A 26,239-nucleotide genomic window follows, 5' to 3' on the forward strand; every position below is an offset into this window, starting at 1 on the left:
AGTTAAGCATTTCCACAATTTTGTCATTCCTCGGAATGACAACCTTTAGGTACATTCTTTATCTTGAATTATTGCAACAAAGTTTTCAACTTCGCTAACGTGTCTGTATTATTTTCGATTTTTGTCCAGTCAGTTTTACTGTTTGGATCTATATTATTAAAATACTTCTCAATATTGGTATAACCGTCTCCGTTTGAATCTTTATTAGCATCAGAAGCATCATTTGGATTCAAACCAAATTTCTTTTCCCATGCATCCGGAATTCCGTCATTGTCAGAATCTTTATAGGCTTTTCCTTTATAAACCGGATAACCTCCAACCTGGTCGGGATGTGTTATAATTCCTCTTTTGTATGAATCAGCAGGAAGTCTTCTTTTGATGAATTCTTTTCCGATTACATTTTCCAATCCGTCTTTAACTTCAATTTTTCCGGTACGAACCTGTTTGATTACTCTTTCGTCAACGGCATCTCTTTTCGGGATTGTTGCTCCCACATTATTCAATACAAATTCATATGCTTCTTCTGCTTTCATAATTTTAAAGGAAGGCATTGAAAAAGGTTTTGGCTGTCTGATTGCTTCCAGAAATGATTTTGTTACTTCCGGTGTCTGATCTTCTAATTGTATTCCGCCATTCCAGTTATCTGCTGTAACTTCCGGTGAACCTACCATGAAATTCCCCGAAACATAGGCTCTGCCATATTGTTTTGGCTGAATATATCCTGATTCCGGTTTTACAATTCTGTAACGAATTGGCTGATCTTCGGGCGTTATTGGTCCGGGTTTGAAATAATTATTGATAATGTTAAGCATTGAACGGTAATCACCACCATCTAAAGTACGGTTCCACCAGTTAAAAACTACATTATTTACAAAATTAAAATCGCCGTACATTCCGATAGAAGCATTTCTTGAAATATTATCTGCCCACAAATTTCTCATAAAAGTGCTGTTCAATCCTCCAATCGTACTTCCGAATGCGTGGTTGTATGTATCTAAACCTTCTGATGAAATCGTATTTTGGATGGTAATATTACAAGCCGGTAATTTTTCTAATTTTGATTTTTCATTAGCAGCAAACTGATGTCTGTAAAGTGAAATATTTTCGTCTAATCCCCAACTAACGGAGCAGTGGTCTACGATGATATTTCCCATCGGGTTTCCGCCAAGAGCGTCATCTCTTCTGGTAACTTCAGTTGCACCACGTCTGAAACGCATGTGTCTGATAATAACATCGTGTGTATCAATTTCCAGTGTTTCGCCCGCAATACAAATTCCGTCACCCGGTGCAGTTTGGCCTGCAATGGTTACGTAGGGTGCACGCATGCTGATTCTTTTCTTTAGCTGAATAATTCCGGAAACATTAAAGACGATTGTTCGTGCTCCGACGGCTTCGCAGGCTTCACGAAAAGTTCCTTTTCCGCTGTCTTCTAAACTGGTTACTACAAATATTTTACCGCCGCGCCCGCCTTGTGTATAGGCACCACCGCCTTCTGCACCCGGGAAAGCAGGAATATCTGCCTGCACAAAATCTTTTGGATAAGAAGCCCAGGGCAAATAAGGTTTTCCTTGTTTTGCTTCTTCCAGAATAGTGTTATAATTGGCTGTCCAGATTTCGCTTAATCTTTTTTCTTCGTCTGCTAAAACAGCATCCGCTTTTTCCTGTACCGGTTTTGGAATAACGGGATATTGCGCATACGCAGATGAAACCAGCGAACAAAATGAAAAGGCCATTAGTGTTCTTTTTAAAGTGTGGTTGGGGAAAGTATTTTGCATTTTTTTAGTTCTTGGTAGTTAGTGGGTTAGTCCTTAGTGACTAGTTCTTAGTAATTCGTTTAAACGTTTAGTAATAAACTAATCACTAAGGACTACTTTTGATCTGATTTTGCTTTTTCTCTTTCTTCAACACGTTTATGCCAGTCAGCACTTTCTTTGTTTAGGTCGTAACCTTGTTTTGATAAATAATTGTTGATTCTTCCTTTGTATTTACCAAACCAGCCATGTTTTTCTTTTGAAGAACCTCCGTCCATTGCGTGTTCTCTTGCTTCAACCAAAGCCTTATAGATGTAGTCTTTTTGTTCTGCAGTTAAATTTGGAAGCATGTCATTGTAAGCTACAACTGTAATTGGCAATACGCCATATGTCATTCCGTCTTTAACTTCAGTAATTTTGTCTTCTGATAATTCCCTGCCTAATTTTTTAAGGTAGGATTTATGCAGTTTTGCAATTGACTCGTCTGCTTTTGTTTTCAGCTTATCAATTTTCTCGTTTTGTTTTTCTTTTGCTAAACCGGCGTCTTCTTTTACTTTTTTGATTTCGGCATCTCTTCCATCCTGGATTTCGCTTAAATCTCTGAATTGTTGTGCAATGATATTTGAAACTGCTTTTTCTTTTTCGGCATTTTTCAAATCTAACCCGGTAACTATTTTAGCCGCTCTTTCGTTGGTAACTTTAATATATTCCGGATCTAAGTGCTGTTGTGCAATACTGCCTGCGAAAACAAACAACAACATTAAAACACTAATATTTTTTTTACTTTTTGACATAATAATTTAGACTTTGATTATGAAGAAATAAGAATTTTATTTTTTTGAAATAATCCCGCAAAGCCATAGGGCGCAAAGTTTTGATAACTAACTTAAAATTTTATTTACGATCTGCGTCTTTGCGGGAAATAGTATTTAATCCAGTAAAGACTTTACTAAAGTCTCGTGATTGTTGTTCAAATCTTTCCAGTCTGTTTTAGAATTTGGATCTGTACCGTTGATATATTCTTCGATATTGTAATATCCGTCGCCATCTGTATCTAATTTTGCATCAGAAGCATCATTTGGGTTTAAACCATGTTTCTTTTCCCATTTGTCCGGCATTCCATCTTTGTCTGTGTCAGCATAGGGTTTTCCTTTATATTCAGGATATCCGCCAACTTGCGAAATATCTGTAATGATTCCTTGTTTGTATGAATCCATTGGTAAACGTCTGTGCTCGAATTGATAAAAAGTCTTTTTCTCTAATCCTTTTGCATATTCCGGAACTCCCGTTTTTACCGTTCTTACGATTCTTTCATCTACTTTATCTCTGATTGGCAACGTTGCACCAACATTTTTAAGTACAAAATCATAAGACTCTTCTGCAGTCATGAACTTATTAAACCATGGCATTGGAAAAGGTTTGTCGCTTTTCATTTTAGCAAAGTAATCTTTTGCTTCTTCGTAAGGCATTAACTCTCCTTTTTTGTTTTCGATCTGAATCCCTCCGTCCCAGTTGTCTTTAGAAACTTTTTCGTTATTGTTTACTACGTTTCCGTTTACGTAAGCTCTTCCAAAAACCATATAAGGCAATTTGCTTCTTCCAGATTCCGGTTTTAAAATTCGATAACTGATTGGCTGAGTTAAATCGGTAACCGGTCCCGGTTTGTAAAAGTTATTGATGATATTATAGTTTGCTGTATAATCACCTCCGTCTGTTGATCTGTTGTACCAGTTAAAAACCACATTATTCACAAAATTGAAGATTCCGTTCCATCCGATAGAGGGATTTCTACCCGCATTGTTGGCCCACATGTTTCTCATAAAAGAGCAGTTTTCCCCACCTAAAGTACTTCCGAAAGCATGATTGTAAGTATCTAAAGCTTCTCCGAATAAACTGTTTTGAATCGTAATGTTAACTGTTCCTACTTTTACATCTGCATAACCCGCACCCGGGCTGTACATATGTCTGTAAATTGACATATTTTCGTCTAATCCCCAGGTTGCAGAAACGTGGTCGATCATAATGTTTCCTACCGGATTTCCTCCAATAGCGTCATCACGACGGCCTACGAAAGTTTCTCCACGACGGAAACGCACGTGTCTGATAATTACATCATGCGTGTCAATCCATGTAGATTCACCTGCAATACAAATTCCATCTCCGGGAGCTGTTTGTCCTGCAATGGTAATATAAGGTGCACGAATAATCAACGGACTTTTTAATCTGATAATTCCGGCAACATTAAAAACCACAATTCTTGCTCCGCCTTTTTCGCAAGCTTCACGTAAAGTTCCAGGGCCTCTGTCTTCCAGACTTGTTACTGTGTACACATTTCCGCCGCGGCCTCCAAAAGTATACATTCCTCCTCCTTCAGCACCTGGAAAAGCAGGAATGTCTGCCTGTGGCAAATCGTTTGGTCTTGATGCCCACGGAATGTAAGGTTTTCCATGTCTGGCTTCTTCTTCAATAACAACCAGGGCTTTTTCCCAGGCTTCGTCAGAAAGTTTTGCCGCTTCTTCTTTTATTGCTTTTTCCTGTGCCTGAACTTCTGCGCTCAGTTTAGGATATTGTGCAAAACACTCTAAACTTCCCAAAAAAAGAAGAGATACGCTTAATAAAGTGAAATTTTTCATACTAATTTTTAATTGTGGTAATTCTTTTTAAACAAATCACCTGTATCTTTTGACGAATACAGGTGAAAAGTTTATATACTAATTCATTTTGATATTGAAATTATTCCTGATAATTGAAAGTTCCAGCCCCTCCAAAATTATCATTCCAGCCTATAGTTTGCAATAACCATGGGTTTTGAGTTAAAGGTGTTGTATGAAGACCGTTAATATAATAATTAGGATTGAATTTTATATTAACTGCTGCACCATTAAAGCTATCCATAGGTGTAACTAATGCCGTACGGGTAAAGTTATCATTATAAAACGTTGCCAAAGCTGCTAACTGAGCATCAAAATTTGCTGCATCAGGATCTGCTACAATACCTGCGCGGGCTGCTGTTAAAGGATCTGTACCTGATGATGTTGCTGTATTTTTGTATTGTAAAAAGTTTCCGGTACGTTTTGTTCCATTGATTGGCGTTAATCCTAATTTGGTAACAGTACCACCAGTAACTCCTGGAAGCACTGCATTATCATACAACATCCATCTCTGAACATCCCAAAAACGTTTTCCTTCGTAAGCTAATTCTACTCTGCGCTCATATAAAACTGCTTCAATAGCTGCATATTTATCAGTCAGTGTTCCTATTCCGTAATTATTTGCAGAAGCTATACCAACACGGCTTCTAATTCTACTTAAATAAGCTACAGTATTACTAGTCTGGCCTAATGCCGCATAACATTCTGCAATATTCAATAATAATTCAGCATAGCGATATTCCATAATATCAGTTCCTGAATATTGAAAGTTAGTCTCTTTGCTCGCTGCTGTATTACTCATTTTTCTAACAAATGCCGGGCTTGAAATTGCATTATTTGATTCCGAAAAACCTGCTTTGTTACTACCATCTACCCAACGATAAGCCCAAAGAACAGCATTTGGAGTTTCTTTATATCCCCATTTTACCCCAGAGAAAGCAAATGTTCTGTAAAATCTAGGATCTCTGTTTACGAAAAAAGTAAAATCATTATATCCGTTTGCAGCAGTTGGTCTTAAACCGCTTTTCATAGGAAACAAATCAATCATTTCTTTAGGAGCAGAAATCCCTCCGCTTCCTCCCAGGCTTGGTAAACGAATTCCTTTCTCCCATGAATTGTTTGTGACATTAGGCGTTACTCCTGATCCACAAAGTTGTACCGTGATTGCTTCCGAGCAAAAAGCATTATCTATTAAAAACATTGACTCCCATTGTTTGATTGAATTGCCATACAACCCATATCCGTCTTGTGTCAATTGAGCTTCTGCTTCCAGTCCGGCTTTCAAAGCGGCTTCCCAACGTTCATTACCACCATCCCAGTTTTTATTAAATAACGGACTTGCAAAAGTTAATAAAACTCTAGATTTCTGAGCTAAAGCTGCTCCTCTTGTAAAACGTCCGTATTCAGTATCCCATTTTCCTGGCAATAAAGAAGCTGCCATATCTAAATCTTTTACTATCTGAGCAACTACTTCAGAAACTTTTGCTCTTGGAATCTGAATAGTTGGATCATCTGCTGATGCATTCTGATACGTAGTTACAATAGGAACTCCTCCATAAGTACGCATTAAATCAAAATATTGTATAGCTCTCAAATAGTACATCTGCCCTTTTGCACGATCGCGAAATGTTTTATCCAGATTGGAACCTTTTACATCAATTTCTTCTAAAAAAGCATTACATTCCCTAATCCTGTTGTAAGGATGATTATTAATGCTTGTTGTTAGTTTAGCACCATAATAAGTACTCGCTTCTGCAGAATTAATTAAGGTTTTGTTTGGATTTATATAATCCTGTGTACCTCCAAGTTCTTCTGTTAACCTAGAATTCGCATCAGTAAAGGACCCAACTACAGTTGATACAGGAGATTTATATGCACTAAAAAAATCATAGTACTGGTTATCTACATAAGCCTGCGCACGTTCCTGAGTTTGGTAAAACGTATCATCATACAAACCAATACTCTTCTTATCTTCTAAAAAATCATCACTGCATGAAGTACCTAATGCCATCAAAAGCGATAATGTTATATATTTAAATGGTGTTTTCATAATTACTTTTAATTTAAATTAGAATGATACGTTAAAATTAAGCGACCATGTTCTAAGTGTAGGATAATTTACAGAAGAATTATCATACATATTTCTGTAATGATCCGGATAAGGATTGTATAAATCCCAAAGGTTATTTCCTGTAACTCCTAAAGTCATACTAGCAATCTTGGTATCTTTAAAAACTTTTTTAGGAATTTCATAACCAACACTTAAGTTTCTAACAAAACAACGGAAAGTATTTATTTCCCAGAAATCTGAAGGACTTGACATATATGTCCATTGTGCTACGTTCGGATATTTACCATTTGGGTTATCTTCAGAATACATATCTTTCCAGAAACTTTCACGAGACCACATATTATGTGCCGATGACGTTCCCTGATTTACTAAATCAACGAAATTAGCTCCACCCCATGACGTTGCAATTTGAGTTCTTAAATAAAACCCTTTAGCTTTGAAACCTAAGTTTGTAGTAAACCCGTAAGTTCTGCTGCTATTTGCCAGTTTCACGTAGTCATTCTCTTTTGCTATCTGACCATCAGCAGGTGCTAAAGTTCCGTCAGGGTTAAGTTGTCCCGCAACATCCTGATATGCCAATGAACCTTTTCTAATTCCGGAAGCGGAATTGATATCAAAATATTTTGGTGCACCGCCAACCTCAGCTGCACGCTCAGTTAAATAAGCCCAATAATTGGCAATATCTTCATCTGTACGAAGAATACCGTCACCAGTAGATGTTCCTTTCCATACTTTGAATCCCCAAACCGGGTTAAATCCAACAGAATTTCCTTCTCTTGTTGCATTATTAGATGGAAGTACATTCCCCTGATCAGGATATTTTTTCACCTCATTATTGTTAAAGCTAAAATTGATCCCTACATCATAGCTGATATCGCTTTTTATTTTATCGCTCCATGAGATACTAAACTCTGATCCCCATGCATCAATTGCACCATAATTTTGTTCTGCAAATGCACCTCCTACAGAAATTGGTACGCCTGTAGCACTACTCATATCTGTTAATATGCTTGTTGATTTATCATAATAAAAATCAGCAGTAATATTCAGTCTGTTCTTTAAAACATTTAAATCAATACCTAAGTTATTTTTTACTGTAGTATCCCATGTTACACCTCTGTTAGGAGTTACTCTAGGGGTTAAACCTATAGCATTAGTTCCTCCATTAGATCCAAATTGAAAACCTTTATCAACAATAACATCATAAAATTGAGACCATCTCCATGGTTGAATATTGTCTTTTCCTGTTTTACCAATAGAGTAACGAATTTTAAAGAAATCAACCCATGGTACATTTTTTTCAAACCATTCTTCTTTAGAAACTACCCAACCCAATTGAAGAGATGGAAAATATCCCCAGTAATTTTCGGGTGCAAATTTTGTAGAAGCATCACTACGGAAAAGAAACTGGAATAAATATTTTTGTTTATAGTTATAATTGAAACGTCCAAAATAAGATAATGTTCCTCCTTCAACCTTAGTTGCCTGGCTATTAGACTGACTTAATGTTCCGGCTGTACGGTAATCGCCTAAGTAATCTTTACCTGTTTGTTCGTAAGCTAAACGAGTGAATGTATTATAAACTTCTGAAGCTTCACCACCAACCATTGCTCCAATCTGATGGTCTCCAAAAGTTCTTTCATAGTTAATTAAGAAATCTCCCTGAGTACTTTTACTATCATTATTATTATAATAAACTCTTGAATTTCTTACGTTTGTCTCCAGAATATAATCCCCATCAGGGTTTGTTGTTGCATTGTAAAAAGTAGGATCAGCTGCACTCGCAAGGTGATTACCTAACAACTCATAATTTCTGATTCTTGCCAAATCGTATGGCAACTGAATTTGTTCTGTATAGCTTGAACTTTGAGTTCTTGCATAATTAACTTTAAAAGATAAACCTTTAACAGCTTGTACTTTATAATTCAAAGAAGCATTAACGTTATATGAATTATCTTCTGTAATCTGATGTGAACCATTATTTAAGTTCGCAAAATAGTTCCATCCGGCAATATTGTTATTTGCATTAGCACTTTGGAAATTCTTATTTGAATTTGGAAATGGTGATACATAATATTGTTTCCCATCAACAACTGTCTGCCAAGGAACATGTTGTGGCATGTGAAGCAAAAATCCATAATCAGCTTGTTCTCCACCAGAAGCAGATGCGTAACTACCGTCACTAATATTAGATGACGCTTTAGTAAAAGATTTATCAACAGTTCCGGCGTTACCTGAAACCGCAGCAGAAAAATCTAAGCCTTTTGCAATTTTAGCATTAATCCCTGTACGGAAATTCCATTTGTCATATTTTTGATACCCAAGGTTTGCGTCCTGAGTAAAATAAGTAGCTCCTGCAAAATAAGTAACGTCTTCACTTCCGCCACTAACCGAAAAAGTGTGTTTTTGCTGAATTGCCGGTTTCCATGCTTCTTCCAACCAATTGTAATCTAAATTTTTCATTTCTTCCAGTTCAGCCGGAGAATACAATCTAAATGTTTCAATAGTAGGATTTTGAGAAGTAAGATATCTATTACTAAATACTCCAAACTCATAAGCATTTAAAACTTTACTATGGCTAACTGCATCATTAACAGCAAACTGACTGTTGTAATTGAATTTTGCCTTACCAGCTTTACCACGTTTTGTTTTTATAACGATTGCACCTTGTGAAGCACGGGCACCATAAATTGCTGCCGAACCATCTTTTAAAACAGTCATACTTTCAATTTCAGAAGGATCTAATCTGTTGAATTGTTCAAGTGTTGGTTTACCAGTCGCAGGATCAACCTGAATCATATCGTCAATAATTACTAACGGTATAGTAAAATTTCCATCCTTAGAAAATCCGAAAGTCTGACGAATCTGAATACTTCCAGCTTCACCCGGACGGCCTGAACCACTTGTAACAGAAACACCCGGAACTAATCCTTTCAAAGCATCAGAAAGGTTTGTTACCGGCAAATCAATAAGATTATCCGTGTTTATTGTCGCAATAGCACCAGTAAGTTCCTTTTTTCTCTGAGTACCATAACCAACGACTACGATGTTTTCTAATTGATTAGAATCATCCTGCATGCTCGTATTAACAATAATACGTCCGTTTAATGGTAACTCGACTTTTTTCATTCCGATAAAAGAGAAAACTAATGTTCCTCCGCTCTTTACCTTAATTTTGTACTTTCCACTGTAATCTGTTGTTACAGTATTTTTTGTAGATTTTTCAGTCACGTTAACTCCAGGAATCAAGAGTCCTGAATTATCAGTAACGGTTCCTGTTACTGTTACATGTTCTGAGTTTTGAGCATAACTCAAAACACTCATCAGTGTAAACAAAAGAAAACTACATCTCTTTATAAGTGCTTGTTTCATAAATTGTTTTTTTGGTTAGGTTAATTAGATTGTTAGTTTAGTCATGAAAAAAATTAAGGTTCTCTCAAGATAAAAAATATTTAAATAAATCTTAAACCATTTTTTAAATGTTAAAAACACATTTATTTTTTATGATTCAAAAATATAACGACGATACATTACAACCGTCCTGTTCTATCCTGTATTAATCGGATAATCACAAAAAAAAACACTTAAAAAAGTAATATTGATAAAAATAAGGAAGAAAAAATATGTGAAAAATAAAAAAGAAAGAGTTGCTTTGGTTTTTATTAAATTTTAAACCTTTTTTAAAGGCAAATCTATAAAAAACAAAACAAATCTCCCTTTAGGCTGTTTAGTTTTCAAAATATTTACGTTCGCCCTTTATATCTAATTTATTAGGTTTAGGCTGTTTTTTATAATTTTCAGTTTAACTGACTAAAAAAACAAGTATTTTTAAAAATAAAATACTTACAAAATATCATACAGGATAGCTGTATAAATTTACAAATGGATTGTTAAAAAAAATTCTTTTAAAAGGTAAATTCTGACCAATGCTAACGGTATTTAAATTTAAAATTCTAAAATAAAACCTTTTAATCAATATTACCTCAACTTAGTGCGACATCCATACCGTCATTTCTCCCTTTCCTTTATTACCCCACGCAAAATAGGGAACCAATTTCACGGTTAACGATTTTTCACCTTTTAAAGAAATCGGTTTATAAAGTGTTTTATTCCAGGAATTATCCTGAGTAATAGTAGAACTGGCTTCAATAGTCACAAACTTTCTGTTTTTTAATTCTGTAAAATCAGTTTTGAAATTAGACTTTAAATCTAAAATCACATCATTTACACTCGTATTTGCAGGAAGCTGATCAGATTCTAAACAATAAACCAAAGGCCCTCTTTTTACCGCCACCTGATTTTTAACCTCTTCTACAAGCGGATTTGCCTGCATTATCTCTACCGGCATCGGAAGATTCAATTCGATAACATCTCCTTTTTTCCATTTTTGATTTACTTTTAAATAAGCACCTGAAATGATTTTATCCGTTATTCTTGAATTATTAACTGAAACTTCTGCATTCTGACTCCATCCCGGAATCCTTAAAAAGAAATTCTGTAAATCTTTTGGTACTTTTATAACTTTCAGTGTTATTTTTCCATCCCACGGATAATTGGTTTGCTGCTCAATTTCGATTTCTTCTCCATTTAAAGATTTTGTTTTCAACTGATTACTTCCGTATAAATTCACATACAAACCTTCTTTTGAAATATTGTAAGCATAATTTCCAACTTCGGCAACGGTTCTGGTTACGTTTGGTGCACAGCAGTTTGATAACGCGATATAGCCTTCACGTTCATTCCCCCAACGTTGATGAAATGGCAAATCATTTGAAACATTCAGCGGATTATTATACAGGAATTTTTCTCCTTCCAGATCCATTCCGGAAAGTACACTATTGTACAATGCCAATTCTACAATATCAGCATATTTGGCATCTCCCGTAATCTGTAGCATTCGCCAGTTCCACAAAACATTTCCAATATTGGCACAGGTTTCAGTATGCGCCGTTGCATTTGGTAATTGAAAAGGTCTTCCGTAAGCCTGATGAATTTTCTGCACTACAGTTGGATCATATGAAGTTCCGTCTGGCGAAACTCCATCATACAGAGAGCCACAAGCACCTGTAATATACATTTTGCGATAGGTTACATCATCCCAAATCGATTCTAAATTGTCCAGTAATTTCTTTTCTCCTGTTTCGGCATATAAATCGGCAACTCCGGCGTAAAGGTAATTCGCCCTTACAGCATGACCCATTGCGGTTGTCTGCTGTCTAAACGGAATTCGATCCTGATTATCATCGGTTCCGTCATTTGTAGTTCCTCTAATATCGATTAGATTATTTGCTAATTCTAAGTATTTCGGATTTTTAGTTGTTCGGTACATCTCAACAATGCCCATATAATGTGACGGACAAATTGCATTTCGGGCTAATTCCGGTGAAGCTTTTTTGTAGAAATCATATAAGAAATCAGCAACTCCTTTTGCAATATTCAAAAAGTTCGTTTTTCCTGTGGCACGATAATGAATGCAGGCTGCAGTCATTAAATGTCCCATATTGTATTTTTCAAAACCCAATTGTTTTTTTACTTCTTCAGGACCTAAGGTTCCCCAGCGTTCGTCAATTAAAACCGGGGTATGGATATAACCGTCTTTACGCTGAACTTTCGCAAAAAGCGCAATCGCCTTATCCATTTCAGCATCGAGTTTTTTGTCTTTTGTTACGGCATACGTTGCCGCCATTCCTTCAAAAATCTTATAGAAATCACCATCATGAAACGAAGGTCCTTTAAAAGCTCCTTTGCTTAAACCTGCTGCAATTTCGAAGTTTTTGTAAGCGTGTGAAATCTCATCGTTATGATACAAATCCCACATATAAGGCAGTGTGTTTTTGGTTTCTACATCAAATTGTTCTTTCCAGAAACCGTTCGTCCATTTTACATCCTGTAAACCTACACTTTGCAGTTTCGAATAAGGGCTTTCTGAATTGGCAACCAAACCTTTGTTTTGTGCCAGTAATCCAGAACTAACAAAAAACAAACTAAGGGAAACATTTAATAAATTTTTCATTTTATAATGATTTTTTTGAACCATATAAGTGATATAAGTTCATTTAAACTAAACTTTCTTGAACTTAAACCACATAAGCATTAAGTCAATCTTATAATTTCTTATATCACTTATATGGTTTAATAATTTATTTTACGAAGAAATTAATCGTTCTGCTCATTGAATCTCCGTCTGCATCTTTTACGGCCAGGACGAAAGAAGCAAATCCTTTTTCAATTGCTGTAAACTGAATTTCTTTTCCTTTTAAAACTACTTTTCCATTTTTGAGATCAGAGAAAGTATATACTGGCTTATTTTCATAACCTTTAAAATAATCTGTTACGTCTAAGACTTTTTTCTCACCTGAATTCACAAAATTATGAGGCTGTGCCAGCCAGTCTAAATAATTATCCAGTTGCGTAAATCCGTCTTTGTCTGTATCCTGATTGGCATCTGAAAAATCTCCTGCTTTTGAATTTTCGCTTAAACCAAAAGCTTTTTCCCACCAGTTTGGTAATCCGTCATGATCGGTGTCCCAGTCTGTGGGGCGGTTTTCTGATGCAAAATCCGGCCATCCGCCTGCATCCTGTTCGTTATCGATCATTCCGCCTAAACCGCTTTTACTTCCTTTGTAGGTGAACGTTCCTTTTAAAGTTTCATCTACAATCCGGTTATCGTGTTTATCAAAAAACGGCTGGTTTGCCCCAACATCCGAAAGTACATTTTTATAAGCCGCTTTCGCTGATTGCGTTTCTACATACGAAGGAAAAAATGGTTTGTCGACAAATGTTTCATACTCTACTTTCTCATTATGACTTATAGTCGATTTTCTTCCTTTTTCCTGAGATTTCTCATCAAAATAACCCGGCATTATATTACCATTAAAATAATAACGCTGCATTCCTTTTCCAACACCTTCGTGCTGTGCATTTAACGCCACAAATATTTTAGTAGAAGCTCCCGGTTTGTAAAAATTATTTACAAAATTTACTTCGTTTGCACCACCGTCTGTAGTTCGCTGTCCCCAGTTGTAAACCACATTATTGGTGATATCCAATCGGCCTGTATAATAACCGTCTCCGTTTAAGCCTCCGCCAATACTCCAGTTTCTTCCGTAGTTATGGGCCAGTAAATTGTGATGAAAACTTCCGATATCACCACCAATTGTAGCTGCAAATCCGTGCATTTTTCCAACCTCATATTTATCATGTCCCGCCACATTTAATGCTTCAGAAATTAAAGTTCTTTGCAACGAAATATGATGCGCACCACGCGAACTAAATGATTCATCAATTGTCCAGCTAATCGAGCAATGGTCAATAATACTGTAATCAGCACCCGTTAGTCCCATTCCGTCAAAAGTAGTTCCGCCGCCAATTCTTACTTTTAGGAATCGAACCACACCATCGTTTCCTGTTAATCCTATTGGCGCTCTGCTGATTGTGATTCCTTCGCCAGGAGCTGTTTGCCCCACAATAGTAATATAAGGCTGATTTGCGACTAATCTCGAAGCCAGTTTTATATTTCCTGAGACATTGAAAACAATTGTTCTTGGTCCTATTTCCTGATTGATAGCATCACGTAAACTTCCCGGTCCGTCGTCATTTAAATTGGTAACTTCAACCACTTTTCCGCCACGTCCTCCAACAGCATAACGTCCGTAACCTTCTGCTCCCGGAAACGCCAATTGTGCAGGTTTGAATGACCAGACATTTCCTAAGGTTACTTCTCCATTATTATCTACTTCATCGACTCTCCAGTAATACGTTGTTCCGCTATATAAGTCAGAAACTGAAAAAGATTTATCCGTCAGTTTTCCTTTAAATTCTTTTGAGTTTTCTGTTGCATTTTCTACGGCATTTTTATCTTCCCCGAAATATAATTTATGAGCTGCCACATTTTTTACAGCATCCCATTTTAAATTTAAAGTTTTATTGACTTCAACATGTTCGTCCCTGTTTTTTGGTTCCGGAGTACGCGACTGGTTCATTAAGTTTGGTGTGTCAATTTCAAAACCATTGATTACAATTTGTTTTATTACATCTGGATTTGAAGCCGGATCAATTTCAAAACGAACTATTACATCTTTGCCTTTTTCGGCATTAAAAATAATATACGCCATCGCAGCATCGATTTTAGCATTGGCTCTCTGGCTCGCATTTACAGTTTCCTGAAGTTTTCCGTTTACATAAATTTTGATTGGAGAAAAAGTTTTTCCTGTGATGACATCAAAAGCATTATGAAACGTCAAAAGCGTATGTTTTCCAGCTTTCAGTCCGCTGATTTTCAATTCTAAATTTTCGGCCGTAACGAGACCGTCACTTCCTAATCTGTTGTAAAACGGAGCGCTCATGCCAACTTTGTACCATTTAGAAGTAAAGTTTCCTTTTAGTTTAAAAGACACATTATTAAATGATTTTTCGGTTTCTTTTTCTTCGTTAATAACCCACGAATCATAACCTGGATCATGAACTTCTTCAAGTCTTCTTTGAAAAAAATCAAAGTCTACTTTTACAATTTGTTTGTCAGTATTTTGAACTGATTGTGCCTGTACGTTTGTTGCCAAAAGCATGGTCAAAGCTGCAGCACTTAATAATTTCTTTATCATTTTTGTTAGTAATAGTTAGTGTATTTTTTTCTTTTCTTCTATTGAAATCCCTAAGAGATTTATAATATCTTTTTCTTTTTCCTTCGGAATCACTTTAATAATTTTAGTAATTCCGTTTTGAAGTTCGGCTTCTATAATAGTATTGTTTGAGGCATGTAATTTAAAATGAACATTCCAGTTCTTTGGCCAGGCCGGAAAAAGATAGATTTTGCCATTCGCTTCCTGCAAAAGCATTTCCTGCATACCAATCATTCCGGCACCGCCCCAATTATGATCGGGAACCCAGTCGAAACCGGGACCCCAAAATGCCGGAAATCGCCTTTCGGAATCACTCATTTTTAACACATTATATTTTGCCGCTTCTTCGGTTAACCCTAATCTTGCTGCAAAAATATTATCTTGTTTCCAGCCGATATGGCTTCTGAATTTTATAGCGTCCGGATCGTATTTCCATGTATTTAAAGCCGTTTCTAAATCAGGTTTTCCAATGCCGTAAATTCCCCACGGATAAACCGGATACAATTGTGGCACTTCAGAATTATTGACTCTTTCCCAGGATTTTGCCGGAACTAATACTTTATGATTTTCAATCTTTCCGAAGTTTAAAGGCGGAATTCTTGATTGAAAATCTATTAAATATGCAGAATCTTCAACTGATAATTGATTTGCAGAAAGACTTAAAAGATTGGCTGTAATAACTTGTAAAGCGGCAATAGTGCTATTAGAATTATTAGCCATTTTATAGGTTTCAGCACCTGAACCCGGAAATAAAATTAATTTTCCGTTTCCGTCCAAAGCCTTTCTGCCTCTTTGTTTGGCCAGATATTGATAGTGTTCATCAAAAAAACGAAGACAGCTTATAATGAATGAATTGTATTTCTGAATATCTTCTTCGGCAAATTCTTTCTGTTGTAACATCATTTGGCAAAACTCAAAAACCGTGTCCCATTCATATTCCAGCCAGGCATTATATTCCATTCCCGGATCATAATCTGCCGGTCGTTTCCATTCATATTCCGCTGGATTTGGCAATCCGAAATTTTCCAATTGTTCGGTAAATGACGCACCGCCGTGTTTCCAGTAAACCTGAGAACGTAATTCGGCATTTTTTTGCAAACTCACATAATAATCCAGCTGTGATTTCATCATATCAAAATCTCCACTTTTTATCATCGGAAAATAAACCAGTCGCTGGTTTTGAGCGGTCATGGTTCCTCCTCCCCAATTCCTGAAATCGGGTGTAAAATTTAAGTCCGGATTTGTGAAAACCGGATCGACGGTAAAAAGTCCGCCGTTGAATTTTGTTGGATATTTGCCGTAAGCGTTGCATCCCAACATGTATCGAAACAATTGATAATTTTTTCCGATTTGATACACGGAATCTTTCTCACTCGATTGATTTTTTTGTGTGAAAATAAAACTGCGGTTCCAGAAATTATTCCACCATTTTATCGTGTTTTTTTCTGCTTGTTTTGAAGTGTTTTTATAACCTGAAATTTGACTTTTCAAACCATTTTCCCAGGAAGCTGTTTCTGCAGATTGATTGGTAAATAAATGAATTTGAAGTTCCTGTTTTTTGGATGGTTTTATACTTGAAATATTAAAACCTTTAAAATCGGTATTCTGATATTTTCCTGGGTAATTTCCGTCTGGTTTTAAATTGTCTCCGGTCATAAATCCGCCAAAAGTCAAATTGGCTAAAGGATTCAGCATTTGATCTTTAACCGATTCCATTTTTTGTTGTTTTACCGCAACGTCAAAAACGGTTTTTTCTCTGTTTCTGTGATAGAATTTTACACCGTTATTTTCAAATGAAACTGAATCTTTATAGGTAATAATTTCTCCCTGAGGTGCCCATTTATAAGAATTGGCATTATTTGCTTTTCCTTTGGAAGGACGATTGATATGACGCCAGCTTTCATAAGAAGCCGTCATTTTTAAAGCCGTTTTACTTTCTAAATCGAAATGAATTACAGGTTTAAAAACATCGACCCAGAGTTTAATCTTAGTATTATTTTGAGCAATTATGATATAGCCGTCTTTCAAAACCAGTTCCTGATGAAAACCTTCATTATCCTTAAACGGATTTGGTGTTAAAGTAACTTTTACCCTTCCTAATTTCAATAATGTATTATGTTCATCAAAAGTCCCGCTTCGCGAAAAATAGAAATATAAGTCTCCTTTTTCTACCCATGCATTCAACCCAATATCACCCCCGCCCAAAGGCATTGATTCTGAGGAATTGTTGCTTTGTGTTGTCCAGATTTGATTGTAATTCTCAAGCACGGGGATTTGCGCTTTAAGGCAAAGCGTGGTGAAGAAAAGTATAAATAGTATATTATTTTTCATAGTTTCCTTTCCTTCAAGGTTTTGAAAACCTTGAAGGATTTTTTTTAGTCTAGTTGTCATTCTGAGGAACGAAGAATCTTTGCAAGTAACTCCCCAATCAAAATTGCTAATCTTTGTCGATGCTGTAAACGAAGATTCTTCGTTCCTCAGAATGACAAACTATACGTTAACTCCTAATTCAATTACACCTACACGGTTTTGAAAACCTTGCAGGGGCTACCGCAAATTACCATTCATCTGTTCGAAAAGAAGAAACCGGCAAACCACCTGCACTAAACAATTCCGCTTTTGCGAAATCCTTCCATAAATAACGAACAGCAACAGGATTCTTTACTTTATCAGAAGTCAGAACTACTGATTTTCTTCTTACTATAGTTTTAGCCGGATAAAAAATCTTGTCTTCTCCCGCTATTTCAAAACCTAAAACTTCTTTATCATAAGACGTAATTCCGTTTGCCACATCATCAAAAGAAACGGTAACTGAACCGTCTTTTATTTCCATTGATTTATATTTCGGACTTTCAAATTCGAAGCCTTCAATTCCGTAGGTTTTGGCCAAAGCGTGAAAAGCCAGTCGGTTTCCGCCTTTTTCCTTGTCCATCGGATGAATATTATTCTCTTCACCGATATCCATCAAAACGGCCATTCCTGAATTTGGAATTTCTTTTGAGGCTTTTAATTGTGCTTCTCTTATATAAGCTGAATTATATTTTTCCAGATAATCTTTTGGATGAAATGAAGCGTAATTAAACGGAGCAATCTGTGCGTAATAAAAAGGGAAATCTCCTTGTTTCCATAACGCTCTCCAACTGCTTACCATTTTCTTCATTAAAGCGGTGTATTCAGAAGCTCTTTCGTAATTGGATTCTCCCTGATACCAGATACAGCCTTTGATTCCGTAACCAATTACGGGCGAAAGCATTCCGTTAAATAAAGTAGTCGGAACACGATTGGGATCTTTTGCCAATTCTTCTTTGGTAGTGGGGATTTTAGCACTTGCAAAATCTTTCAGCATTTCCTGATTCATCCAGGCTTCCATGCTTGAACCTCCGTAGGAAACATGAATTAACCCAACAGGGACATCTAAAACTTCCTGCAAAAGTGAGCCGAAATACCAGGCTGTGGCACTAAAATTTGAGGTTGATTTTGGCGATGCTTCTTCCCATTTTCCTGCAAAATCCTGCAAAGGTTCTAATACTGTTGCTCTTGGAATCGTAATTAAGCGAATGTTTTTATTGTTCGATCTTACGATGATTTCGTTTCCGTTTTTAACCGGCTGTCCCTGAAATCCTTTTAAAGGCATTTCCATATTCGATTGTCCGGAACAAAGCCAGACTTCACCAATCAAAACATTCTTAATTATAAGTTTTTCCGTTCCTTCTGAAACTTCAATCGTAAAGGGACCGCCAAAAGATGGTGTTTGTAATTCTGTTTTCCATTTTCCGGAATTGTCTGCTTTTATCTTGTAGGTTTTAGAATTCCAAGAAGTTTTTATCACAACATTGGCGTTCTTCTCCGACCAGCCCCAAATTGGCGCGTTTGATTTTTGCTGCAACATCATATTGTCCGTAAACAATGCCGGTAATTTAATTTTGGCATTGATTTGAAAGCTCGCTAAAATCGTTAATAATACAATAATCGATTTTTTCATTTCTATATATTTTTTTGCCACAGATTAAAAGGATTTTTCTAATCTGTGGATATTTTTATTTTTCAATTGCCTCCAGCTTTAGCTGGAGGTTATATTATTTTTCAACATCTCAGGCTTTAGCCAAACTAACTATTTGGCTAAAGCCCTTATCTTGTTATCTTTTGAAACCACCAGCTAAAGCTGGAGGCAATTGATTTTCCTTTCTTCTATCACAGATTAGAAAAATCTTTTTAATCTGTGGCAAAAAATTATTTATCCGTTTCTTTCAAAATCACAACTGGCCCAAATAAACCGGCTTTTAGCAACGATTCTCCTTCTAATCGATATGCTGCATTTGTCCATGTCAAACGTTCTTCTTTAGGTAATTTTTGATCACCCATTAATCGGTTGGCCCAGGTATTTGTGATGCTTATTTCTATAGTGTTTTTTCCTTTTTTTAAGGTTTGCGAAATAGCAGTTTTGAAAGGGAATGTCCAAAGTGTACCACAATCTTGTCCATTGATTTTGATTTGGGCGATATTGGCAATTTCACCTAAATCAATCCACATTTTATCTGTGTCTTTTCCTTTCCAGACAAATTCTTTTTTATAAACTACAGTTCCTGAATAGTATTTAATCTGATTATTATCAGAAGTGCTCCAGTCAAAAAGTTTGTTTGTTTTTATTACTTCTTTCGGACCTTTAAATTCTGAATCAAACTGCAATTCCCAGTTTTCATCTAAAACCTGAACTTTTTCAAATTCAACAGATTTCCCCTGTGCTAAAAGTTCTTTTGTTTCCTCTTTAAAAATCACAAAACCCGATTCATTAGCCTCTAAATTAACAGCAATAATTGTCCTTCCGTTTTCTATTTTCCAATTGGCTAAAGCCGAAGTTTTATCGGTTACCGGATTATACCAAACCGGAATTTTTCCCGCTACTCTAAACGAAGCTTCAAAAGAGCGTTTTAAAGCATTTTGATTTGAAATAAAATAAACATCTTCCGTATCTGATTTACGGTGCGTCCAAGGAATGGTTTCAGAATCAGCTCGGTTTAGATTTGGAAAATAAATGTCTTGAGAGATTCCAATTAAAGCAAAATCATTTTCTAAATAGGGCAATTTAATAACCGTTCCTTTTCCTATTTTCCATGTAGAAGAATTGGAGTTATTCCAGATTTCATCGATTGTATTCTGCCATTTTTTAAAATCTGCATTCGATTGTAAGCCCGGTTCTAAATTCGGTTTTTCATCCACAAAAATTGTCGCGCCTTCTTTTACTAATTGCAATATTTTTTCGGCGGAAGCCAAAGAAAGTAACTTATTCGGTGCCATTTTATGACTTCCCGGAAACAATAAAGCTCCGTATTTAATTCCACCTTCAAAAGAAATTTTTCCATTCTCCACTTTTGCGCGGTTTATCAAAACATCTGAATTGAATGAATCATACTGATAGCCATTCAAGGCGTTAATCCATTGTGATAAATCGGTTGCATTTTTAGAAAAAGTGACTTCTTTCGGCATTTTAGTGCTCGGCTGTCCTTCATTTTTCAAACGAATGGCTTCGCTTTCAATCCTTTCTTTTCCGAAAACATTCGGAATAAAAGACACTAAACGATCCGGAAGAATGGAACGAGATGGCAAATCTTCGCCAATAAAAACGGCCAGGTCAATAACCGGTTTTCCTTTTTGCAGCTGAAACTGCACTCTTTGGCAATATTCAAACCAGGTTTTTCCGGGCTCCCACCAGGTTTGGTCTCTTTGAAAATATGTTCCAATTCCGTCCAGAGTCATTCCGGGTTTTCTGTCGAGCCACGGATTATGCACAAAAACGTGATAGAAAAAACGGTTAATTCCAAGAGCATAATTTCTGTCGGCAACCACTTTTAGATTTCCCGGATGTTCGTCCCAGTCCATCTTTAAAGCCGTAAAAGCTTCTGCCTGAATAATGTCTTTTCCGTAAATATGTCCGCCCGAAATAGCGTCCAGCATATCGTTTGGTTTGTCGTGAGTTGGGCTTTTGAGCCAAAATTCTCCGCTTGGATAGTCGATATATTTAAAATGCAAAAGTCCGTCGCTCATCATGGTTGGTGCCACATTTTCTGAACTGAATTTTACATTGGCGTCGTCAGCAATTTGTCGTAAAGTCCCAAAGAAATTTTCGGCAACTAATTCTGAAATTGTTTTTCGAACATCGTATAAAACCTTCTCTGAAGTCTGAATATCTTTTACTGGAATTCCAGCCATAACCGGCAAATATTCTACAATATCATAACCTCTTCGGGTTTTAAATTCGTTTCTAAAAACGGGCGACCAGTTTTGGCTTCCGCACTCCCAACTATCCATATGCAGGATTTTAACGACTTTTGAAGCTAATTGCGGTCCGGCAACGCGAAGCATTTCGCCAAACCAGTGATCCAGCTGAAAACGAATGGCTTCGGCATTAAACTTATCAACTTCTAAACCTCTTCCTGCTCCTGCCGTTGCATTTTCGTGCCCTGTTGAAGTATGTCCAAAACGGATGATTCTCCAGTTTCCTTTCGCGGGAGCTTTCCAGTTTAAAACTCCCTTTGCGTCAACAAACTTCGAAATATCGATCATTTTTGACGGATCAATACAATCTGCAACACTGATTTCTTTTTCGGTTGTCTGCGGACTCAATCTCCAGATAGCGCCCGATTTTCCCTGATAATTATCAATTAAGGGTTCGTTTGACAAATAGATTTTAGCCACTTTTAAACCTTGATTCCATTTCGCAGGATCTAAATCTTCTGCGCCCGGTTCTGTTCCTTCGGGATCGTAAACGAATCTAAAATATTTGGCTTTTGTGGGTACAATGCTATGGGTATAAAATGCATCTACATCCTGCCAGCCGTGACGTGGTGTTGTTAATCTGCCAAGACTTCTGAATATTTTTCCATCATCACTTACCTCAACAATTAAACGATGCGCCTGATAATTATTTCCTTTGGTTTGAATTTGAATGGATTTACATAAAAATGGCTCCTCAAATTCATACTGAATCCAGCCTTTTTTTGGCATTCTAAATTGTCCGTCTTTATCTGATGAACTTAAAATCGTGGCATCAGATTCGGGATTGGTTGATGTTATTTTGGGACGTTTTTTATCTGATGTAATAAAATTTTCTTTTACCGAAAGGGCAAATGTGGCAATATCTTTATAATAATCTTTGTAATGATTTGGAACGGCTAATTTTGTGTTTTTAAAGTTGTTTCCGCTTACAATTGTGTCTTTCCAGACTATCTTTTGCATCGACATCTCAGGTGTTATCCAGGGCCCTCCGGCAACGGCAAAACCATCTGCAGGATGAAAACCAATTTTAACTCCAACACGATCGGCTTCTGTCAAAGCCCATTTTACTAAATTCCAAAATTCAGGACTCAATTGCAAAACCGGCGGACTCATCAATGGCGGATTTGCTGGTCCTTTAATCGTCATTAAATAGGCACCTTCGATACCGGCTCTTTTCATCGCTTCCAAATCGGCTGTGATGCCTTCTTTAGAATAGGCACTTTGCATCCAATACCAATATGTCCAAGGTTTTGAGGATTCTATTGTGGGTTGAAACGCTGTATTTTCTTTTTTATGGATTTCCTGTGCGGAAAGGATTCCCGCAAAAAGTAATATAAAAAAGAGATGCATTTTCTGAAACATGGCTGATTATACTTTTGTAAAATCTGCGAGATCTGCCAAATCTACGGACTGTAATTTTTCACGCAGATTTTGCAGATTTTGCAGATTATTTTTAATATTCTTAAATTAAAATTTAAACTTCTTCAAACTTTCTTCCAAACCATTTTTTGATGCTTCAAAAGGAACCAAATAAAAACTATATTGATAATCTCCTGACTTAATTTGATATTTTTCTAAAGGCTGTGCGACTGATGTCCAACTATCGTTTCCTCCTACTCCCATCTGAATCAAATCGATATTTACGGTTAAAAATCCAGGGTCTTTTAAGTCAAAAGTATGTTTCGCAGCGCTTAAATTTTGTTGTGTGTAAGGCCATGCGCTCATGCTTAAATTATTCTCGTCTTTAATGACCAACAAACCTTTATTTTTCTGAGGCGTTGTAAACGCCATCCATCGTACTTCGGTTCTGTTGGCATTTTCCTGAGGTTTTACGTAGTGCTCCAGAAAATCATTTATGGGTAAAGAATATTTTCCCACGAATGAACCAAAACTTCTGTCGATATAGTTTTCCAGTTCTCCTTTTCCGTACCACGAAATTTGGTCAAATTTTCTCTGAACGCCCATCTGCATTCCGATTTTTGGAATGTTTGGTAATTTATTGGTAGCTTTTAAACTGTAGTCTACTTTTATAATTCCATTTTCATGGATTTTATAAACTACCTGCACCTGCGCGCTGTCTTTGATAATTTCGTAATCACTTGTAATTATTGCACCTTCAATTGACATCGCTATTTTAGTAGTAACCAACTTTGGTTTTGCCTGATACCATGGTTTTAAAACTTTATGCGATTTCCATCCTCTTTTGTCATTATCAGTTAGAGGTCTAACAAAATTAGGAAGCAACGGAGAAAAAATTTGTTCTTCCCCATTAAAAATATAAGAACTCAAAGCTCCATTTTCCTGACTGATTTTGATCTCAAAAGTTTTTCCTTTGATTACAAAATCTGAATCGGTTTCTGTTGATTTATATTCTGTCTTATTCTCTTTTTTAAATTCAATAACAGCATCTTTCTTTTTCAACAAAAACTGATCTTCCGCTACAGCGTAACCTTTAGAAGCCCAAAGTTCATCTTTTGAAAGCTGGAATTCGATATTCAGAAAATATTCAGCATCCTTTTTCAATTTTGGCAAATATTGTTTTACATCTAGAACGGTAGATTGACCTGCTTCAAGATTAAACGGTTTTAGAATTTGTGTTTTGATTACATTTCCATTTTCCAGAATTTTCAAAACCGGAATATAGTCTGCCAAAGATTTTACGGCCTGACGATTTTTTATTTCTAATTGAAAACCCTCTTTTAGCGTACTTGTCGCTGGCTGATAAATCCATTTGTTTTCAAAAATAGAACCTTTTGGTTTTCCGTTTGAGTCGACAATTCCTTTTGTATTGAAGTTTCCGTCGTGGTATTTTTCACCAAAATCGCCGCCGTGTGCAAAAAATTCCTGACCTGTTGCCGGGTCTTTTTTTACTAATCCCTGATCTTTAAATTCCCAGATACAACCTCCGATAACTCTTGGAAGCGAACGAAATTCATCCCATAATTCTTTTAAATTCCCAACCGAATTTCCCATAGCATGAGAATATTCCACAAAAATAATTGGGCGTGTATCTTTCTTTTGATCGACTAAAAATTTAGGGGTAAAAATGCCCGGGTAAAAACGGCTTACCATATCAACATAAGGTTCATCCTGCGGATTTTCAAATCGATACGCATGATCAATTGTTTTTGGATATCTCGGATCAAGCGGATCGATATAGCCGTCTAGTCTTGGATTTCCCTGTGCAGGCTCGTAATGTACGGGACGCGTAATATCAAAATCATGTACCCAACCCGACATTGCAGCGTGATTCGGTCCTTTTCCGCCTTCGTTTCCTAAACTCCAAAAAACGACTGATGGATGATTTTTATCTCGTTCTACCATTCGGGTCATGCGCTCTAAATAAGCATTTGTCCATTTTGGATCATTGCTTAATTTTCCGCCAATTCCGTGTGTTTCCTGATTGGCTTCATCCATCACCATAATTCCGTATTGATCGCATAAATCATAAAAATAAAGATCGTTTGGATAATGACTAGTTCGGATAAAATTGAAATTGAATTTTTTAATTGTGGTAATATCTTCTTTAATATCCTCTCTTGTAACTGCTTTTCCTCTTGTCGGATGCTGGTCGTGACGGTTTACACCATACACATACGTTTCTTTTCCGTTGATAAGCATTTTGCCGTTTTCTTTTGAAAACTCGATTGAACGGAAACCCACTTTACAGCTTTTAGCTTCGGTAATATTTCCGTTGGCATCTTTTATCGACATTACCAAAGTGTATAAGTTTGGCTCTTCAGAACTCCATTTTTTGGGATTGCTGATGTTTTCCTTAAACATTCCGAAACGAACATTATCCAAACGCGGATAACTTTCGTTGATCATGTCAATGACTGGTTTTTGAAGCGGTTCTTTAAATAATGCCACATTATTAGCATCATATAATTGTGCCTGAAAAGTATAATCTTTAATTTTTTCTCCTGTCAGATTTTCTACTTTTGGACGCAATTGAAAAGAAGCATCTTTATATTCTTTATCTAATTTGGTTTGATAAAAGAAATCCTGAATGCGCAGTTTTGGCTCAGCCATAATAAACACTTCACGCTGAATTCCGCTCACGCGCCAATGATCCTGATCTTCAAGATAGGAGCCATCTGTCCATCGAATGACCTGTACCGAAACTACATTTTCTCCTTCTTTCAAATAAGGTGTAATATCAAATTCTGATGGTAAAAAGCTGTCTTCTCCATAACCCAGAAATTCTCCGTTAAGCCAAACCTGAAATCCGGAACTTACCGCGCCAAAATGCAAAGTCACCGTCATGTCTTTCCAATTTTCAGGAACGGTAAAACTACGTTGATACGAACCAACTCCGTTGTAATCTTTAGGAATAAATGGCGGATTTATAGGTCTGAAAGGATAAACGGCACTTTTGTAAATCGGAATATCGTAGCCTTTTAACTCCCAGTTTGATGGAACTTCGATTTTATTCCAGCCACTTACTTTTCCTTTATAGAAATCTTTCGACGCTTCTTTTAGGTTTGATGCGTATTTAAAATCCCAATCTCCGGTTAGCATTTGTAGGCGACTTTTGGTTCTGTCTCCTTTTAAGGCATCTTCAACATTTGCATATGAATACGCTGTTGCTCTTGATGGTTGTCTGTTGATGCTGGTAACGGTTGGATCTTCCCAGGGTGCGAATTCATATTTTTTGGGTACTTCCGGAATTCCTGCAGGCTCTCCTGTTACGGATTGTGCTTGTGTTGAGTAAGATGTTAGCAGTAAAATGTAAAATGCATACGTCGCAAATCGAAGACTGCAAAATGGATTTATGTATTTTAATTTTGACGTAAACATTGGTTTTATATTTTGTTTCATTATTATTAATTCAATTGTCCCTACGGGACAAAATTTTCTATGCGATAATTTGTT

11 protein-coding genes are annotated in these 26,239 nt (G+C 36.4%); all 11 read right to left on the minus strand.

The genetic code is table 11. The features are described from left to right. Positions 1–68: 68 nt before the first annotated feature. Positions 69–1,733 carry a polysaccharide lyase gene (locus DCO46_RS06550; protein ID WP_410503662.1) on the minus strand — a complete coding sequence of 555 codons (1,665 nt, stop codon included), beginning with the start codon at positions 1,731–1,733 and terminating at the stop codon, positions 69–71. Between the two features lie 134 nt (positions 1,734–1,867). Beyond that, positions 1,868–2,545, minus strand: coding sequence for a DUF3826 domain-containing protein (locus DCO46_RS06555; RefSeq protein ID WP_116751766.1), 678 nt, complete (start codon positions 2,543–2,545; stop codon positions 1,868–1,870). 135 nt (positions 2,546–2,680) lie between these two features. After that, positions 2,681–4,384 (minus strand): polysaccharide lyase, encoded by a 1,704-nt coding sequence (locus tag DCO46_RS06560; protein ID WP_116751767.1) that lies wholly within the window; start codon positions 4,382–4,384, stop codon positions 2,681–2,683. A 100-nt stretch (positions 4,385–4,484) separates the two neighbouring features. Then, positions 4,485–6,452: a RagB/SusD family nutrient uptake outer membrane protein gene (locus DCO46_RS06565; RefSeq protein WP_116751768.1), complete on the minus strand. Its 1,968-nt coding sequence runs from the start codon at positions 6,450–6,452 to the stop codon at positions 4,485–4,487. An 18-nt stretch (positions 6,453–6,470) separates the two neighbouring features. After that, entirely contained in the window at positions 6,471–9,845 is a 3,375-nt protein-coding gene (locus DCO46_RS06570) for a SusC/RagA family TonB-linked outer membrane protein (RefSeq protein ID WP_116751769.1), read from the minus strand. Positions 9,846–10,461: 616 nt separating this feature from the next. Further along, on the minus strand, positions 10,462–12,486 hold the full coding sequence (locus tag DCO46_RS06575; protein WP_116751786.1) for a glycoside hydrolase family 127 protein: 2,025 nt from the start codon (positions 12,484–12,486) through the stop codon (positions 10,462–10,464). Between the two features lie 127 nt (positions 12,487–12,613). Continuing rightward, complete coding sequence (locus DCO46_RS06580; protein WP_116751770.1) at positions 12,614–15,073, minus strand: T9SS C-terminal target domain-containing protein; 2,460 nt, start codon at positions 15,071–15,073, stop codon at positions 12,614–12,616. 15 nt (positions 15,074–15,088) lie between these two features. Continuing rightward, positions 15,089–17,422 (minus strand): DUF5703 domain-containing protein, encoded by a 2,334-nt coding sequence (locus tag DCO46_RS06585; RefSeq protein ID WP_116751787.1) that lies wholly within the window; start codon positions 17,420–17,422, stop codon positions 15,089–15,091. A 226-nt stretch (positions 17,423–17,648) separates the two neighbouring features. Next, positions 17,649–19,073 (minus strand): sialate O-acetylesterase, encoded by a 1,425-nt coding sequence (locus tag DCO46_RS06590; protein WP_116751771.1) that lies wholly within the window; start codon positions 19,071–19,073, stop codon positions 17,649–17,651. Positions 19,074–19,321: 248 nt separating this feature from the next. Continuing rightward, positions 19,322–22,726 (minus strand): glycosyl hydrolase, encoded by a 3,405-nt coding sequence (locus DCO46_RS06595; RefSeq protein WP_116751772.1) that lies wholly within the window; start codon positions 22,724–22,726, stop codon positions 19,322–19,324. A gap of 105 nt (positions 22,727–22,831) precedes the next feature. Further along, positions 22,832–26,185 carry a glycoside hydrolase family 2 TIM barrel-domain containing protein gene (locus tag DCO46_RS06600; RefSeq protein WP_165828857.1) on the minus strand — a complete coding sequence of 1,118 codons (3,354 nt, stop codon included), beginning with the start codon at positions 26,183–26,185 and terminating at the stop codon, positions 22,832–22,834. Between the last annotated feature and the right edge of the window lie 54 nt (positions 26,186–26,239).

It is taken from the genome of Flavobacterium sp. HTF, from assembly GCF_003105115.1.
Classification (GTDB): Bacteria; Bacteroidota; Bacteroidia; order Flavobacteriales; family Flavobacteriaceae; genus Flavobacterium.

Excerpts from the sequence above, each read along its gene's own strand:
- DCO46_RS06550 (WP_410503662.1), bottom strand. The coding sequence starts at position 1,733 with ATGGCCTTTTCATTTTGTTCGCTGGTTTCATCTGCGTATGCGCAATAT.
- DCO46_RS06555 (WP_116751766.1), bottom strand. The coding sequence starts at position 2,545 with ATGTCAAAAAGTAAAAAAAATATTAGTGTTTTAATGTTGTTGTTTGTT.
- DCO46_RS06560 (WP_116751767.1), bottom strand. The coding sequence starts at position 4,384 with ATGAAAAATTTCACTTTATTAAGCGTATCTCTTCTTTTTTTGGGAAGT.
- DCO46_RS06565 (WP_116751768.1), bottom strand. The coding sequence starts at position 6,452 with ATGAAAACACCATTTAAATATATAACATTATCGCTTTTGATGGCATTA.
- DCO46_RS06570 (WP_116751769.1), bottom strand. The coding sequence starts at position 9,845 with ATGAAACAAGCACTTATAAAGAGATGTAGTTTTCTTTTGTTTACACTG.
- DCO46_RS06575 (WP_116751786.1), bottom strand. The coding sequence starts at position 12,486 with ATGAAAAATTTATTAAATGTTTCCCTTAGTTTGTTTTTTGTTAGTTCT.
- DCO46_RS06580 (WP_116751770.1), bottom strand. The coding sequence starts at position 15,073 with ATGATAAAGAAATTATTAAGTGCTGCAGCTTTGACCATGCTTTTGGCA.
- DCO46_RS06585 (WP_116751787.1), bottom strand. The coding sequence starts at position 17,422 with ATGAAAAATAATATACTATTTATACTTTTCTTCACCACGCTTTGCCTT.
- DCO46_RS06590 (WP_116751771.1), bottom strand. The coding sequence starts at position 19,073 with ATGAAAAAATCGATTATTGTATTATTAACGATTTTAGCGAGCTTTCAA.
- DCO46_RS06595 (WP_116751772.1), bottom strand. The coding sequence starts at position 22,726 with ATGTTTCAGAAAATGCATCTCTTTTTTATATTACTTTTTGCGGGAATC.
- DCO46_RS06600 (WP_165828857.1), bottom strand. The coding sequence starts at position 26,185 with ATGAAACAAAATATAAAACCAATGTTTACGTCAAAATTAAAATACATA.